11 protein-coding genes are annotated in these 16,004 nt (G+C 62.7%); 9 read left to right on the top strand and 2 right to left on the bottom strand.

What is annotated here, in order from left to right:
* Positions 1-31: 31 nt before the first annotated feature.
* From AC1Q7Q_RS11930 to AC1Q7Q_RS11950, 5 genes are all read left to right on the top strand, one after another.
* Entirely contained in the window at positions 32-2,080 is a 2,049-nt protein-coding gene (locus AC1Q7Q_RS11930) for a TonB-dependent receptor (RefSeq protein WP_492372522.1), read from the top strand.
* 21 nt (positions 2,081-2,101) lie between these two features.
* A complete protein-coding gene (locus AC1Q7Q_RS11935; protein WP_492372521.1) occupies positions 2,102-2,938 on the top strand; it encodes a thioesterase II family protein in 837 nt (278 codons plus the stop codon).
* A gap of 13 nt (positions 2,939-2,951) precedes the next feature.
* Positions 2,952-4,292 (top strand): hypothetical protein, encoded by a 1,341-nt coding sequence (locus tag AC1Q7Q_RS11940; RefSeq protein ID WP_492372520.1) that lies wholly within the window; start codon positions 2,952-2,954, stop codon positions 4,290-4,292.
* A 64-nt stretch (positions 4,293-4,356) separates the two neighbouring features.
* A complete protein-coding gene (locus AC1Q7Q_RS11945; RefSeq protein WP_492372519.1) occupies positions 4,357-5,508 on the top strand; it encodes a saccharopine dehydrogenase NADP-binding domain-containing protein in 1,152 nt (383 codons plus the stop codon).
* Positions 5,505-7,424, top strand: a complete 1,920-nt coding sequence (locus AC1Q7Q_RS11950; RefSeq protein WP_492372518.1) for a saccharopine dehydrogenase NADP-binding domain-containing protein — start codon at positions 5,505-5,507, stop codon at positions 7,422-7,424. Before AC1Q7Q_RS11945 ends, AC1Q7Q_RS11950 begins: the two co-directional genes overlap by 4 nt.
* Positions 7,425-7,491: 67 nt before the next feature.
* On the opposite strand, the gene AC1Q7Q_RS11955 is transcribed toward AC1Q7Q_RS11950, so the two are convergent.
* Complete coding sequence (locus tag AC1Q7Q_RS11955) at positions 7,492-8,352, bottom strand: helix-turn-helix transcriptional regulator (protein ID WP_492372517.1); 861 nt, start codon at positions 8,350-8,352, stop codon at positions 7,492-7,494.
* A 231-nt stretch (positions 8,353-8,583) separates the two neighbouring features.
* The gene (locus AC1Q7Q_RS11960; RefSeq protein ID WP_492372516.1) at positions 8,584-9,543 is read right to left on the bottom strand and encodes an alpha/beta hydrolase; all 960 of its coding nucleotides are present in this window, start codon (positions 9,541-9,543) and stop codon (positions 8,584-8,586) included.
* Between the two features lie 308 nt (positions 9,544-9,851).
* On the opposite strand from AC1Q7Q_RS11960, the gene AC1Q7Q_RS11965 reads away from it, so the two are divergent.
* From AC1Q7Q_RS11965 to AC1Q7Q_RS11980, 4 genes are all read left to right on the top strand, one after another.
* Entirely contained in the window at positions 9,852-10,760 is a 909-nt protein-coding gene (locus tag AC1Q7Q_RS11965; RefSeq protein ID WP_492372535.1) for a helix-turn-helix transcriptional regulator, read from the top strand.
* A 101-nt stretch (positions 10,761-10,861) separates the two neighbouring features.
* Positions 10,862-12,970 (top strand): TonB-dependent receptor domain-containing protein, encoded by a 2,109-nt coding sequence (locus tag AC1Q7Q_RS11970; RefSeq protein WP_492372515.1) that lies wholly within the window; start codon positions 10,862-10,864, stop codon positions 12,968-12,970.
* A gap of 215 nt (positions 12,971-13,185) precedes the next feature.
* Positions 13,186-14,373: an isochorismate synthase gene (locus AC1Q7Q_RS11975; RefSeq protein WP_492372514.1), complete on the top strand. Its 1,188-nt coding sequence runs from the start codon at positions 13,186-13,188 to the stop codon at positions 14,371-14,373.
* A complete protein-coding gene (locus tag AC1Q7Q_RS11980; RefSeq protein WP_492372534.1) occupies positions 14,373-16,001 on the top strand; it encodes a (2,3-dihydroxybenzoyl)adenylate synthase in 1,629 nt (542 codons plus the stop codon). Before AC1Q7Q_RS11975 ends, AC1Q7Q_RS11980 begins: the two co-directional genes overlap by 1 nt.
* Positions 16,002-16,004 lie beyond the last annotated feature (3 nt).

Here is a 16,004-nt window from a genome sequence, read left to right on the forward strand (position 1 = left end):
CCGTAGCGCGCTGCAGCCGACCCTGATTGCCGTGGCGCTGGCCATCCTGCCGTCACTGGCATGGGCGCAGGCCAGCGTAGATCCCGTCACGCTGCCCGCCATCGAAATCACTGCCGAAAAGCGGAGCGCCAGAGCCCAGGACGTAGCCGTCAGCCTGTCGGTCAAAACCAGTGCCGACCTGGAAGATGCCGAGATCCGCTCCCTCGCCGAACTCTCAAGCCTGGTTCCGAATCTGAACCTCTTTTCCTGGGGCGGCCGGCGCGACACCAACGTCTTCATCCGCGGCATCGGCCCGGGACTGTTTACTGAACCCACGGTCGGCTTCTATGTCGATGGCGTCAACTACCTCGGCAACGGCTTGTTCGACCTCGACCTGCTTGACATCGAACGCATTGAAGTGTTGCGCGGCCCGCAGGGCACGCTCTATGGCGGTAACTCACTGGCCGGCGTAATCAACATCGTCACCCGTCCTCCTGCGGACACGCCGCAAGGCAAGTTGTCGGTGCAAGCCGACGATCGCGCCACGCGCGGCGTCAAAGGCGTGCTTGACGTGCCGCTGATCGCAGACACCTTGGCGTGGAACCTGGCCTTCGCCGGCACCGAGGGCGACGGCTACGTCAAGAGCGGCATCACCGGCAAGAAGCTCAACGCGCGCGAAGACTACTCGCTACGCTCCAAATTGCGCTGGACGGCAAGCCCTCGCCTGACGTTGAACTGGAGCCTGGACGCGGAGAGTTTCTCCGGCGGCTCCTATACCTACGGTCCGCTGGAGGATATGAAACGGGACCGCTACACCTCGACCACCGTCTTGAGCGGCAATGACCAGCGCGAGTCACTCGGCAGTGCGCTGCATATCCGCTGGGCGGGTGATGATGTCGACCTCACCTCGGTGACCAGCTGGCGCGACTGGCGCTCCAACAACCGAATCGACCAGTTGAGTGCGTCCTACGGCTTCTACGACAGTCATAGCCGAGACACGCTGACGCAACTCACGCAGGAACTGCGCCTAGCCTCCAAGGGCGAACCGACATTGGGTTGGCTGGCCGGCCTATACGCTTATGACACCACGACCCGCTCCCGCTCGGTCAGCAACGCCGACTATACCGGCGTGGTGCTGGGCGGCCCGATCACTGACCGCTATGCCTACAACAAAGACAGTTTCGGCTACGCCCTGTTCGGGCAGATCAACTACCGGCTGACGGACACGCTCACCCTTAGCGGTGGCTTGCGCATGGATGACGAAACCCGCAAGCTTGACGCGCAAGTCAACCGCCAGAGCATGGGCACCGACTACCCACTGCAGGGGCGCCTGTCGTTCCGGAAGTGGCTACCCAAAGCCACGCTGTCGTATGCCCCCGCGAAGAACACACTGTGGTATGGCACTGTTGCCAAAGGCTACCGCGCGGGCGGCTTCGACACCTTGTACCTGGATCGTGAGCGTCCAACGTTCCGGCCCGAAGAGAGCACCAGCTACGAATTGGGCTACAAGGCTTCCTGGTTCGAACAGCGCGCCGAATTCAGCGCCGCGCTATTTCAGACCGACCTGAAAGACCAGCAAGTGCAGCGCATCATCCCCGGTGCCACCGCCTTCAATGTCGTCACCGACAATGCAGGCCGCGGCCGCAGCCGTGGGCTGGAAGCCGAAATCCGCGCGCTTCCCGCACGCGGCTGGATGCTCAGTGCAGGCGCCGCCTATACGCAGACGCGCTTTTTGCAGTACCAGTTCGACCAGGCCACCGACTATGCCGGCAATCGTTTCCCTTTCGCGCCGCAGTTCAGCGCCAACCTGGCGCTGCAGCACCGACGCCCGCTGAACGACGCCTTATACGTGCTGGCCCGGGTCGATCTGCAATACAAGGGCAAGCATTATTTCAACGCCGCCAACACCCTCAAACAGGACGCCTATACGTTGGTCAACCTCAAGCTCGGCGTTGAAGCACAAAGGTGGGATGCCTATCTCTGGGTGAAGAACCTGACCAACCGCTTTTACGCCACCGTGATCTCGCAGCAGGGACTGGTGCCGCTGGCCGAGATCGGCAGCCCTCGCACTATTGGCGCCACATTGACACTGCGCTACTGACGCGCCAAAACAGGGTTCCCCATGTTGAATCACGTTCACTCAGCTACCGTCACGCAACGCGCCGGCACGCCGGCCGCGCCCCTTACAGCGTGGTTGCGCTGTTGGCTACCACGCCCCCAGGCCCGGGTGCGCCTGCTCTGCCTGCCCCACGCCGGCGGCTCAGCCAGCTTCTTCCGCCCATGGAGCCTGGCATTGCCGGCGTGGATCGAAATGTCGGCTATCCAGTATCCGGGCCGCGAAGACCGCATCAACGAGGAACCCGTGCGTGACCTGCCAGCATTGGCCGCGCAGATCGCCCAGCAATTGCAGGCCGCGCCGCGATGGCTGGACCGGCCTTATCTGCTATTTGGCCACAGCATGGGCGCAGCGCTGGCATACGAGCTGAGCTTGGCCCTATGGCGCGCCGGCTGCCAGCTGCCGGGTCACCTGCTGCTATCGGCTAGTGAAGCGCCCAGCCGCCGACGGCCAAGCCGATTGCACGCCGGCCCGGATGCAGCGCTAATCCAGGAGGTGCTGCGACTAGGCGGCACCCGAGCCGCGGCGGGGTCCTCTCCCGAATTGGTCGCGCTGATCCTGCCAGCGTTGCGCGGGGATTACCAGGCCATCGAAACCTATGCGCCGCGCCCGGACCGCCCATGTCTGACGACGCCGATTACTGCACTAGTCGGTGACAGCGATACGGAACTGTTTCCTTGCGACGCCCAGGCTTGGGCCGAGGAGACCACTGGCGCCTTCACGCTGCGGCGTCTTCCTGGCGGCCATTTCTACCTGGTCCCGCAGCAAGCAGCGGTGCTCGCCACTGTGCTTGAGGCCGGTGTGTCGGTACCACAATCCGCGCCGTGGCCGAGCACACCTTAACTGGCCCGCCCGCATGCCCGCCGACATCGCCCTCTCCCGTCTGGACGCCTCGATGGCACGCTGCGGCGTGACCTTCGTCTGCGGCTACCGTTTCCACGGCGCCATTGACGCGGAGCGACTACATCAGAGCATCGCCGGCGTCCTTAGCCAAGTGTCCCGACTAGCGCGCTCGATCTGCAGCGATGCGCGCGGACGCGGACACTGGCAAGCGGCGCCAGCCGCCAGCGAGTACTTCTGGACCATGATGGTCTCCGACCTGGATGCCGGTTATCGCCAAGTATTCCGCGATGTCTTCGCCTTGAAGTCGCAGCGCCGCTGCGCCCCGATGTTCTTCATTCTGATGCGTACCGCGTTGTCGCCAGACGAGTTCATGATTCTCCAGTGCGGCGATCACAGCCATTGTGATGGCGGCAGTGTCGCGCTGCTCTTCAACCAGGTGATCCGCTACTACAATGCGCTATGCGCCGGGGATAGCCCGGTGATCGAAGGCATACAAGCTAGCCTGCGTCGATTGACCTCGCCTGCCCCCGACGCTATCTACGCCTTCGGTCGCGGCAAGACTTTGATCCGGCTTGGCCATGTCCGGCATCTCGCCAATCTCTGCCGGCTTGCCGCCTATCGCACGACAGACGCTGGCCAGTATGCCACCCCCTATCCAGCGATGGCCGGCCAGCTGGCACGGCACTCTCCGCAGATGGCGCAATGCGCGAGCGTAAGCTTCGATCTCTCCCGACTGATGCGCCAATGCCAGGGACAAGACCCTGACCTCACGCCTAACAGTTTGGTCTGTGCGTTGATTGCCAAGGCCTTGTATGAGCTGAACCACGGCTCGCGCAAGATCGCGCACACCGACACAATCAGTCTGCGAATCTTGATGGATATCCTGCCGCCCGCGCTGCGCCAATGCTGCATCGGCAATTACATCGCCTATCTGCCAGTAACGGTCGCCGGCGGACAAGCGCTGCACCAGATCGGACGGCAGATCCAGAACCTGCTGCTTGCCTGGCAAGCCATGGGCGCCCATCTCAGCCTGTACAAGATGCTTGAATTCGCCCTCGCCCGTGGCTTGGCCGGCGGTTTCAACGATACGACCTCGTGCACCCTGTCCAACTTTTCCAATTACCAACTGGACCGGCATCCAAACTGCCTTGCCGGCGCGCAGTGCCGCGACTATGTGGCGAGCGCCAACAGCAACCCCAAGGACCTGATCGGCGCACGGCTAAACAACCGGCCGGTCCTGTCCTTCCGCTTGTCGCCCGCCCATCGCCTGCAGCTCGGGTTTTTTCATACGCTGGGAGATCCCGGACTGAATCGGCAGGTCGCTGATCAGATAGATCGCATCATTCAACGCTAAACGCCGCAGCCGACGGCAGCGTGCTTGTTTCCGTTCTTTCTAAATATTCAAATGACCAGCACTCATGACAACAGCAAACATAAACTCTGCCCAACGCATTGTCATCATGGGCGGCAACGGGCGGGTCGGGCGCGAAACAGCACGTTATCTGCTCAAGCATACCCACCACGCTCTGGTCCTGGCGTCGCGACAGGGCGCTCCCGCAGATGACACCAGCTCGCTGCCGGTCTCGTCCCGGCTTTCCTGGATCCGGCTGGACGCGTTTGACCGCGAGGCGCTCAAAGCCATTTTGTGCGATGCCGCGCTGGTCGTCTCCTGCGTCGGCCCGTCCGGCCTGATTGGCGACCGCATCGCCAGCGTCTGCCGGGAAGTGGCGACTCCCTTGATCGACGCCGGGGGCTACGACCCCCTGCTCCAGGCCCTGGAGGCTGCCGAACCGTCGCCGGTTCCGCTGATCATCAGCGTCGGCCTGCTACCGGGGCTGTCGGGATTATTCCCCAAATACCTGATCGAGCGCAGCGCGCTTGGGCGCAGCCCGCTCAGCCTGCGCACCTACTGCATCGGCCGCGATGCATGGAGTTACAACTCGGCCTGGGACATCATTCATGGCCTCGGCGACTTCGGCCAGCGACGCGGTTTCCCCGAAATTCGCAATGGCAACCATCAACGGCTGCCATTGCACCGGGCTAGCCATCGAACCTGCTTCCCCAAGCCGGCGGGCCGGGTCACCACCCTGCTAATGCCGGCCGAGGAGCTAGCACGCTTGGCGCGTCAGCTGAACATCCCGCAGGCGCGCGCCTACGGCAGCAATATCGGGCCGCGCGCGGCCATGGTCTGCCTGCTGGCCAAGCTGTTCGCGCTCTATCGCCGCCATGAAACCATCGCGTGCGCCGCGAAATGGCTGGTCCGCGCCGCGCGGCAGGATATGCGGCATTTGCCGCCGGTATACGGCCTCAAAGCGGAAGTGCGCTACGAAGACGGCGAAAGCGCTAACGCGACGCTGATGATCTCTGACACCTACCGGGCCACTGGTGCCACCATCGCGATTGCCGCGCGCTGCTTGCTGGAAGGCCCCGCCATTCCCCCCGGCGTGCATCTATTGCATGAGGCCATGGACTGCCAGCGCTTCGTTGCGCTGTTGCAGGTCGAAGGGCTGATCGTCATCGATGGCTTGACGCAATCCGTAAGCCCCGTCAGGCAGGAGTCTGCGACATGAAGCCATTCTCGAACTTGCCGCCAGCCCGCATTGTCGTCATCGGCGGCAATGGCGAAACCGGTCGCCGCATCTTGCGCATGCTGCGCGCCCGGCACCCGACGCTAATCCTGACCAGCGCCTCGCGCCGCGCCGCCATTGGGGACCGCCTTCCCCCTGACGTGCGGCACATCGCTATCGACATGCGCGACTCTGATAGTGCCATCGCAGTGCTACGCCAGTTCGATCTGGCCATCCTCGCTCTCGGCCCCATGAACGCGTTCGCCGCCACACCGCATGCGCTATGCCTGCAAGCGGGCATAGATTGCATTGACATCAACGACAACCTGGACGCCGCAGACGCGATCCTGGCCTTGGACAGCGAAGCAAGTCGCGCCGGCCGACGCATTCTCACGGGCATGGGGCTAGCACCCGGGCTATCGACACTATTGCTGATGCAGTTGGCGCGGGAACTGGCTTCGCCCAGCGGCACCTACCGCAGCCGCTTTTACGCCGGCGCGGCCTATGGCGGCGGCGAGTCCAGCCCCCATGCGATCCTGGACAGCTTCCGCTCCCAGCGCACCTGCTTGACACAGGGCCAGCGCTGCCAGGAAAGCACACCACGCCGCGATGCTCGGCATCAGTTCCATTTTCCCGGACAGCGCGAAGCGCTGCCCTTGATCCCCTACTCGAGCCCGGAAATCGCCGGGTTGGCCAGCGCGCGCGGCAGGACCGGCTGCGCCGCCATCGCCACGCTAGACGCGCGTTACCACATCCAGTTTCTGTCACCGGGCATGGCCAGCCTGTTCGCACGCCTCGACCGCGGGCGCGGTATGCGCCAGCGACTGGCACGCCTGTTCTACAGCAACGGACAGTCGATCAAACGACGCAAGAACGCCGACCCGGACTGCAGCCTATGGGTGTACCCCGACGACCGGCCGCAGGATGGCCTGTTAGTGCACGGCGGCATTTCGTCCTACGATTTCACCGCCGCGATGGCTTGCGCTGCCGTCGAAACGATGCTCGACCGCGCGCTCGATGTCCAAGCCGGGGCGCATGCGGTCGAACATTTGCCAGACACGGCGCATGCGGCGCTGAGCGCCGCGCTGCGCAGCCACGGCGTCACCTATCGGCGGGCCAGTGATCTCCAGTACCAACGCGATCCCTTGCATTTCGGCTGGTGCCAGATCGTCGCCGACAAGGGGGAAGATTGGCCGCACTATGCACAGTGCTGGTATGACATAGCCCTCCATCCGCGCATGAGCGCGTTGCAAACCCGCTACCTCACCGAGTCGGCATTGTGGCGTCAGCTCAAGGCCAGCCTGTCGCCGCTGGGCCTTGCCCGCTTCGTGGCTCGGGTGATGCTCCACTGGCGCCGCCATTACATCGCCCTGGCACCAATGCGCAAGCGGCACGCCACGCAAGCTGGGCATTGGGCACGCATTACGCGCGATATCAGCATGTTCACCGCCGGCTATAGCCAGGCTCGCGCGCTGCTGGGCCAGGAACAGGCGTTCACCCTGTACCGGCGCATGTTTCTCGACACTGGGCGCATGGAAATGCGCTGGCTCTGGCCAATGCCGGAAGTGGTCGCGGAAAGCGCGTCGCCAGAGGTCGGCATCCGGGCGTACTGGCAAGCTTTCGCCGAACGCTGTCGAGAACTCGGCCTGCTGTCTGGCAACAGCACCGCCCAAGGCTACGACGTCGCGTACTGCGCTTATGCAGACATGTTCGGCCAACTTGAGTGCCCCGAACTCGGCAATCTGGTCAGAGAGATGGAGTGCGAGGCGTTGACGTACATGGCATCGGCGTCGCGGGTGCGCATAGACTGGCGCCAGGAAGAGTACGGACGGGCCAGCATCCGCATCGAAACGGCCTCGCTTGCCGATACCGAAGCACGTGGGCGCACGACGGGCGAGGAAGCGTGTCCGCCGCCATGAACTAACCGTCACGCAACGCGCTGCTAAGGCACGAAGGGGGTGGAAATGCTGGTGACCGTTTGCCAACCTAGCCGTTGCGCACGGCGCTGGGCAACATACCGAAATGTTTGCGAAAAGCCGAACTGAAATGACTGACGTTGCTGTACCCCAGCATCATCGCCGTTTCCGTGACATTGTGCTTGCGCAAAAACTGCCTCGCTTGCCGCATACGCTCCGCCTGGAAACAGGCATAGATGCTACTAGCGAACAGACTCCTAAAGCCCTGTTTCAACTTGAATTGATTCAGTCCCACCTTGCGGGAGATTTCGGCGATGGTGGGCGGCGCACTGAGATCGTGCAAGAGATAGTCCCTCGCCTCCAGCAGTCTGCGGCGCTCCCGCAGGCAGATATCGCCATGCCCGCAGTCTGCGTGAAATGCCTGCAGATGCCAATAAAGAAATTCGAGCGAGGCGGAGGACAGCAAGAGCTTGGCATCGCGGGCCTGTTGAAAACAGTGGACCAGTTGTCCCGCCGCCGCACTCACACGATGGCAGCCACGGCGGCTACGTGTAAAGAAGCGGTCGACGGTGATGTCGTCCACCAACGGACCGTCGCCACCGGCCAACTCCATGAGCAACTCGAAATCAACCATCAGTTCGACATCAAGCAAACTGCAGCAATGCGCTATGTCAAATCGTTCACCATTCGCGAACCCCACGTTCAAGTCGCCAGGCGACATCGCGATGGTCTGGCCCCTCACCTTGGCCTCGAACCGCCCTTGCATCAAGTAATTGAAGTGAATGTAGTCGCTCTGGTGTTGATAGGAAACCGCCTTCACAGGTTCGGACTGGCGGCTAGACGAAACGAGGTTGATGATCAGGCCGCGCTGCAACTCGACACACTCGGCCTTGATATCGAGTAGATCAATCTCCTGCTGCTCGCGATTCATGGTCTCACCCTTCCATTCAGATTGCTCCACATATGACATTGATGACGATCATCGCCCCGCTAATCCAACTGGAGACTCGACAAGCGCAGCAATACCCTCGCGCAAACGGTTCCACAGTCCAATATAATTGCTAATGCTTCTCATTACAATGCATATTCAATCCACTCGCTTCCGCCCTGTCAGCTGCCTTCTCGTTTCCAACGAATGGATGCGAGGCCCGGAGCTGGGTGCTCATGCCGGCGCCCCAGCTAGTGGAGGGGCGCAGGCTATGCTGACGGCCAAGGCAGCGCTGGGGAGAACCAGGCTGCCATGGTCCTCGCCCTCAAGCAAACGGAACTCGGCCCGCAATCCCTGCACGCCCTGCAGGCTCTGCGTGAGGGCGCGGGCAGAGCCGACCTGCTTGCGCGCCTGCTGGCGGCGCGCGCGTTCCGGATCCGCGTTCGGCACGCCTTCTTCGAGGCTGCCTGCCGTGATCAGCAAGCCGACGGGTGGCTCAAGCGGCGACGCCTGCCGCACGAAGTGGTCCCGGAATGGCAGGATGGCGCGATCGCCCCACCAGATCGACGGGCTGGCCGCAACGTAGTTCTGAAACATGCGGCTGCGGGTGAACAACGCGTACAAGGTCAGCAATCCGCCATAGGAATGGCCGAACAGAATCTGCCGTTGTGGGTCGATGGGAAGCTGCCGCGCCAGCCACGGCTGCACGTCATGCTCGATAAAGGCCAGGAAGCGATCTGCGCCGCTGCGGCTCGCTCCGGGCGTCGGGCCCGGCATCGCGGCCAGAGTGTAATCGTCGGTGCGCCCCTGCATGTCGTAAGGCCCGTCCGTCGCATATCCCAGCCCGACCACTACCGGTGTACTGGCCCGCGCTCCATCGGGGCGCGCCGCGCGGTTGCGCGCCAACTGCGCGAGCAGGGGAAACGACGCGTTACCGTCCAGCGCGTACAGGACGGGATATCCCTGCTGCGGCGCCGGCTCCGGCGGCAATGCGACGAAAATGCGCCGGCGTTGCCCGGCGATTGTCACGTCGAGCTGCCGGCTCGCAGGGACCTGAACGGGCGGCGAAGCGGCGAGGCTCGGCAAGTCACGGGACGAGGCGCCGGATCTCATGGCCGTGAGGCAGCCGGAGAGCGCGCCGCCCAGGCCCGCCAACAGCAGCGTGCGGCGCGTGATGGTTGCGGATATCGGCATGTCAAAGCCCGAGGCTCGTCCAGTATTCGCCCTGCAGCGCGACCGCGCAGAGCCGCAACAAAAATTTGCTTGTCTTTCTCACGCCGACTCCGATAATGCTAATGATTCTCATTTCATTTTATCCTGGAAAGGATGTGTGTTGTGGCGCCGTTTGTTTGGCAAAGCAACGAAATGGTTTGCGCTGCCCCGCCGGATAAGCAGTCGGCGCCGCCAAGCTCAAAGGGGTAGGCAGCATGGATGCGCGCGAAGACCGTCTTCTTGATCCCGGCAAGCCAGGATTGGCTACACACATCGCCAAGATCCGTGAGATGCGACCGGGCCTGCGCATGCACGCCGATGACGCGACGGACGAATTCAATGGCACCGTCTCCGGATGCTGCGCCCCCGGCCTGCACCTGGTGGTGCTGCTCGAGGGAAATCTGGACCTGTCGTATGGCAATCGGCGCGTGGTACTGACGACCGCCTGCCCACGCAACGCACACGAGCTATCCCAGCGGCCACCGGGCTACGCGAAGGCGTTCCTGATGAACGCCATCGAACCCGAAACCTTCAGCCGTCGATTCAGCAAAGGAACCTATGCGCGACGACTTAGTGCCGTCGTCTCCGGCGAATGGCTGCAGCACCTCCAAGAGGCCAGTTGCGCAGCGATGCCCGCGCGCTTGCGTTCTCTGCTGTCTTCTCACCTGCTGGCGCAGCCCTGGCAACCTACGCCACGCGCGATAGCCTTGGCCGAGCAGATCGTCCGACCGCCAGCCTTTGAACCGATCTTGCAGGCGATTTACCTGGAAAGCCGCATGCTGGACCTGCTGGCAGAGGCATTGGCACCGCCGCGGGGCAGCCAGAGCATCATCCACAATATCGCGCAGCCAAATGCGACAGGCCTTAGCTCAAGAGGGTATTGCCGCATGGCGGAGCTGCGGGCATTCCTTAGCGGCGCGGCAGCCAACCAGCTTTCGCTCGAGGATATGGCGCGCCAAATGGGCATGAACGCCAACACCATGCAGCGGCAATTCCGTACCGCCTACGGCACGACCATATTCGACTTTTTGCGCGAGAACTCCCTGCAGCGAGCCCGGCTGGCGCTGGAGCGCGACGCCCTCAGCATCAAGCAAGCTGCAGCACTAGCCGGCTATACCAGCCCTGCAAATTTCGCAACTGCCTACAAACGGCGCTTCGGGGTGACACCGAAACTTGCCCGGCGCAGCGGTCAGCGCTGAAGACAGTCGCGCAAACAAGTTCGTTTCTTGCACAAACACTTCACATGCCTTCAACGCAGATAATGAAAACGCGAATGACTCTCATTACCTAAATTGAAACCATGTCACATTCCTTACCCTGTTTTGTCCTCAAGTCCGCAGTGGCTGCCGGCGTCCTGGGGGCATCCGGTGCCTGGGCGCAGATACAGCCGGCGAAGCCATCAGATGGCGAGGTAACGCTGGAGGCCGTGGTCGTGACTGCCAGCCAGCGCGAGCAGGCCATCAAGGAGGCGCCGGCCAGCATTTCCGTGATCACGCGCAAGGACATCGAGGCCAGACCCTACAACTCGCTGGCCGACATCCTGCGCTCCGTGGAAGGCGTCAGCGTGGTGGGCGCCGGGCCGAACGACCAAGACATCTCGATCCGCGGAATGCCGGGCGAATACACGCTGATACTGGTGGACGGCAAACGTCAGAATACCCGGGAGACGATGAATCGGAGCACGGCTGGCGTTCAAGGCAATCTGCTACCTCCGTTGAGCGCGATCGAGCGCATCGAGGTGGTGCGGGGCCCGATGTCGTCGTTGTACGGTGCGGATGCGATGGGTGGCGTGATCAACGTCATCACGCGCAAGGTCCCCGAGAAATGGGGCGGCACGGTCACCGTCGGCGGCGTGTTGCAGCAGGAGAAAAACCAGGGCGACACCCGGAGCGTCGATTTCTGGGTCGGCGGCCCGATCAAGAAGGATGTGGTCGGCTTGCAGGTGTCGGGCAAGGCGTTGCATCGCGGCGAGGACAATATCTATTACCCGCTCAATGGCACCAGCGGGGCAAATGGTCAACGCGACCTCAGCTTTGACATCAAGCTGGCGGTCAAGCCGGCGCGCAATCAGGATCTCAGCCTGAATGCGGGACGAGAGCAACTGACCTATCTCAGCACGCCTGGACGGAGTATCGCGGTCGCGACACCACGCAATGTGCCGACGACCATCGTTGAGACTCGCCATGCGCGCGAGTACTGGGGCGTCACGCACAATGGGCGATGGGACCTCGGCAACTCCACCTTGTCCCTGTATGGAGAGCGGGGCACGCAGGACCAGTGGACGGCATCGGGCCGGACTCCGGTCAAGCCGGCGATTACCGACACGGTGCTCGAAGGCAAACTTGAGGTGCCATGGGCAGGAGAGCGCAATATCCTGACCGCGGGTGGTCAGCATATCTGGTCCCGGCTGTCCGGCGTGGGAAGGCAGGATGCGGTGCCGAAGGGGCATGCGCCGAATTCGGACAGCATCAAGCGCGATGCCTGGGCCCTGTTCGGCGAGAACGATTATTTCGTCAACAGCAAATTCACGCTGACCACGGGCTTGCGGCTCGACCATGACGATCGGTATGGCAGCCATGTCAGCCCGCGCATCTACGGCGTATACAAACTCAGCCCGACATGGACGATGCGCGGCGGCGTGTCCTCCGGCTTCAAACCCCCTACCCTGCGTCAGAGCACTGCTGGCTATTGCATGACAACCGGCGGCGTGGCGGGCGCTGTCCCCGGCACCTTGTGCGGGAACGCGAACCTCAAGCCCGAAACCAGCCTCACGCAGGAGCTGGGCGTGCGTTACGACCAGGGCAAGAGTCAAGTCAGCCTCACCCTGTTCAACAACCTGTTCAAAAACAAAGTATCCAGTTATGACACGGGGGTCGCTGACCCCAGCTCCCCTGGCCGCAATATCTACGCGTACAACAATATCGACAAAGTCAAACTGTACGGCCTCGAACTTGGCGCCGGCACGCATCTGGCCACGCAATGGAGAATTTCCGGGTCGTACACGATGACCCAATCGCGACGCGAGGGCAAAGCGGAAAGAGCATTCGATGGCAGCTCGCTGAACGGTTACCCTTTGGATAAGACACCAAAACACAAGCTCAATATGCAGGTGGATTGGACACCCCTGCCCCAGCTGAATCTCTATGCCGACATCAACTACATCGGCAGGGAGCAATGGGCAGCATTCCGGAATGGCGCCCGGGGCGTACGCGAAAGACCCTCCACCACCACGTTCGATCTGGGCGGCAGGTATCGCATATCCAAGAATCTCGCACTCAATTTTGGCGTGCTGAACCTGACAAACAAGATGGTACCCGTGGACGACCGTAGTCGCGCCAACGGCTTGAGCGGCAACTGGATGGTGGATCAAGGCCGCCGCTTTGCGCTGAGCCTGACAGCTCAGATGTGAAGAGCTTCAATCGTACTCACGGCGCTACTTCCCATGAGTTCATTAATGATGCGGTCCATTTAGATTGTTCGCATGACGATTGGCTCGTTCGTCATTGCTTGGCCATGGCCAGCACAATGAAAAGCAGCCCATTGCGCATGGCCGGGATAGGTGAAAAGAAACATGGGGACCGGTATGCGAATCCTTCCACGTCAACCTAAGTTGGGGCAGAAAGAATGAATGCAATTCCTCGCGCGGAATCTTCGCTCACGACACAGATCCTCCTGGACCTATACCGACCAGATTCACGTCTTTTTCTCTCCAGCCCCAGTCATACGTTGCTGGCCCAGGATGTCATCGACGAAGTGCCTCATTCGGATGATCCGCTAGGACAGCGTGTACAGCTTGCGCTGAACCGAGCCAGCGACACGGGGCATCCGAACGCGGTGGCGGCCGGCGCGATCCCGTTCGATGTTGGCAAGCGCGCAGCGCTTGGTGTCGTCCGCGCGTTGCTGCGTGCCGGGCCCTTGACCGTTTCGCAGGCGCCGCTGCCCGCAGCCGAACGCTACGCGACGCGTGCAGTTCCCCCGGGCGACGCTTACGCGGCTGGGGTGGCGCAGGCCATAGCGAACATTCACGCCGGATATCTGGACAAGGTCGTGCTGGCGCGGGTGCTGGAATTGTCCGGCGAGCACCCGGTAGATGTGCGCGCATTGCTCACCCGTCTCGCGGCGCGTAATCCCCACGGCTACACCTTCTCGGTGAAGGTCGGCGAAGGACGCACGCTGCTCGGAGCCAGCCCCGAATTGCTGGTCAGCCGCTACCAAGGCGTAGTGCGGGCCAATCCTCTGGCTGGATCTGCCCCCCGCAGCAGCGACCCGCTTGAAGATCGCCGTCGCGCAGAAGCGCTGATGGAGTCCGCTAAGGATCTGGAAGAGCACCGCGTGGTTGTCGATGCGGTGAAGGAGAGCCTGGCTCCGCTGTGCAAGACGCTGAATGTGCCCGGGCGGCCAGCGCTGATGCATACCGAGACGATGTGGCATCTGTCGACTGAAATCGGTGGCACGACACAGGCCGATGCATTGACGCTGGCACTTGCATTGCATCCCACACCCGCGGTGTGCGGCTATCCGCGCAGTGCCGCGCGGGAACTGATTCTGCAAACCGAACCGTTCGATCGCGGCTTTTACGCCGGCATGCTGGGCTGGGTGGACGCGCGCGGCGACGGCGAGTGGATCGTCACCATCCGCTGCGCGGAAGTCGCCGCTAATACCTTGCGTCTGTTTGCCGGAGCTGGCGTGGTGAGGGATTCGCTGCCGGATGGGGAGCTGGCGGAAACGACGGCCAAGTTCCGCACGATGCTCGACGCAATGGGTGTGGCGCATGATGCCGCGAGCGGTGCGGCGACGGAGGTAGCGGCATGATGCAGGCTCATTGCACGCCCTGGCCGGATGCGGTCGCGAATGAGTATCGCAGGAAGGGATATTGGCAGGGTCAGTCCTTTCCACAGTGGTTGGCGCGACTGGCCGAGCAATATGGCACGCGTACCGCGTTGGTGCAGGGCGAGACGCGTTGGACATACCGCCAACTCGCGGATGAGGCACAGCGTCTGGCCGGCGGTTTCGTCACACTGGGGATTCGCCCGCGCGATCGCGTTGTGCTGCAGTTGCCGAATTGCGCTGCGTTCTTCGCCGTTGTCTTCGCGCTGTTCAGAATCGGTGCGCTGCCGGTCTTTGCACTGCCGGCCCACCGCAAGCAGGAGATCGGCTATTTTTGCCGGCATGCCGAAGCGGTGGCCTATATCGCGGCGGACCGTCATGCCGGATTCGACTACCGTGAACTGGCGAAGAGCGTGCAAGCGGAAGCGCCGACGCTCAAGCATGTGCTGATAGCCGGCGATGCAGGAGGTCACATCGCGCTGGACAGCTTGCCTGCACGCGTAGACGAATTGCCCGCGGCTCCCGCCGCCAGCGACGTCGCCCTTCTACAGTTGTCCGGCGGCAGCACCGGCACCCCGAAGCTGATCCCGCGCACGCATGACGACTATCTCTACAGCATTCGCGAAAGCGTGCGCATCTGCGGCCTGACCGAGGACAGCGTCTACCTGTGCGTTTTGCCCGTCGCGCACAACTATGCAATGAGTTCGCCCGGCACACTGGGCACGCTGCATGCGGGCGGTACCGTCGTGTTGAGCGACAGCGGCAACCCTGATGCGGCCTTTCTGTTGATTGCGCGGGAACGGGTGACCATCACCGCGCTGGTGCCGCCACTCGTACCGGTCTGGCTCTCGGCCGCCTGGCGGCGCCGGGATGCGCTGGCCAGTTTGCAGGTGGTGCAGGTCGGAGGCGCCCGGTTCGGCGGCACGCTGGCGCAGCGGCTGGAGATCGGGTTGGGCGCGAAGCTGCAGCAGGTGTTCGGGATGGCCGAAGGACTCGTCAACTATACGCGGCTCGATGACCCTGTTGATGTGGTGGTGCGCTCGCAAGGCCGCCCGATTTCGCCGGACGATGAAATCCGCATCGTGGATGACGAGGATCAGCCCGTCGCGCCGGGCGAGGTGGGGCATCTGCTGACCCGCGGCCCTTACACCATTCGCGGCTATTACAAGGCCGATGCGCATAACGCGCGCGCCTTTACGCCGGACGGCTTTTACCGCACCGGCGACCGTGTGCGCATGACGGAAGCGGGCTATCTGGTGGTGGAAGGCCGCGCGAAGGATCAGATCAATCGCGGCGGAGAGAAGGTCTCGGCTGAAGAAGTGGAGCACTTTCTGATGACACATCCCGAGGTCGTCGATGCGGCGCTCGTGCCGATGCCCGACGCCTATCTGGGCGAGAAAAGTTGCGCCTATGTGATCCGCGGCAATCCGGCGCTGCACGCGGCGGGCCTTTTGCGTTTTCTGCGCGCGCAAGGCATTGCCGCCTACAAGATTCCTGACCGGGTCGAGTTCGTCGACGTACTCCCGAAGACGGCCGTCGGAAAGACCGACAAGCAGGCATTGCGCCGGGACATTGCGAATCGGCTGGCTGCCGCTGAGGTGGCGGTCAGATAAATC

The organism is Cupriavidus sp. GW823-FHT07A04, assembly GCF_058794615.1.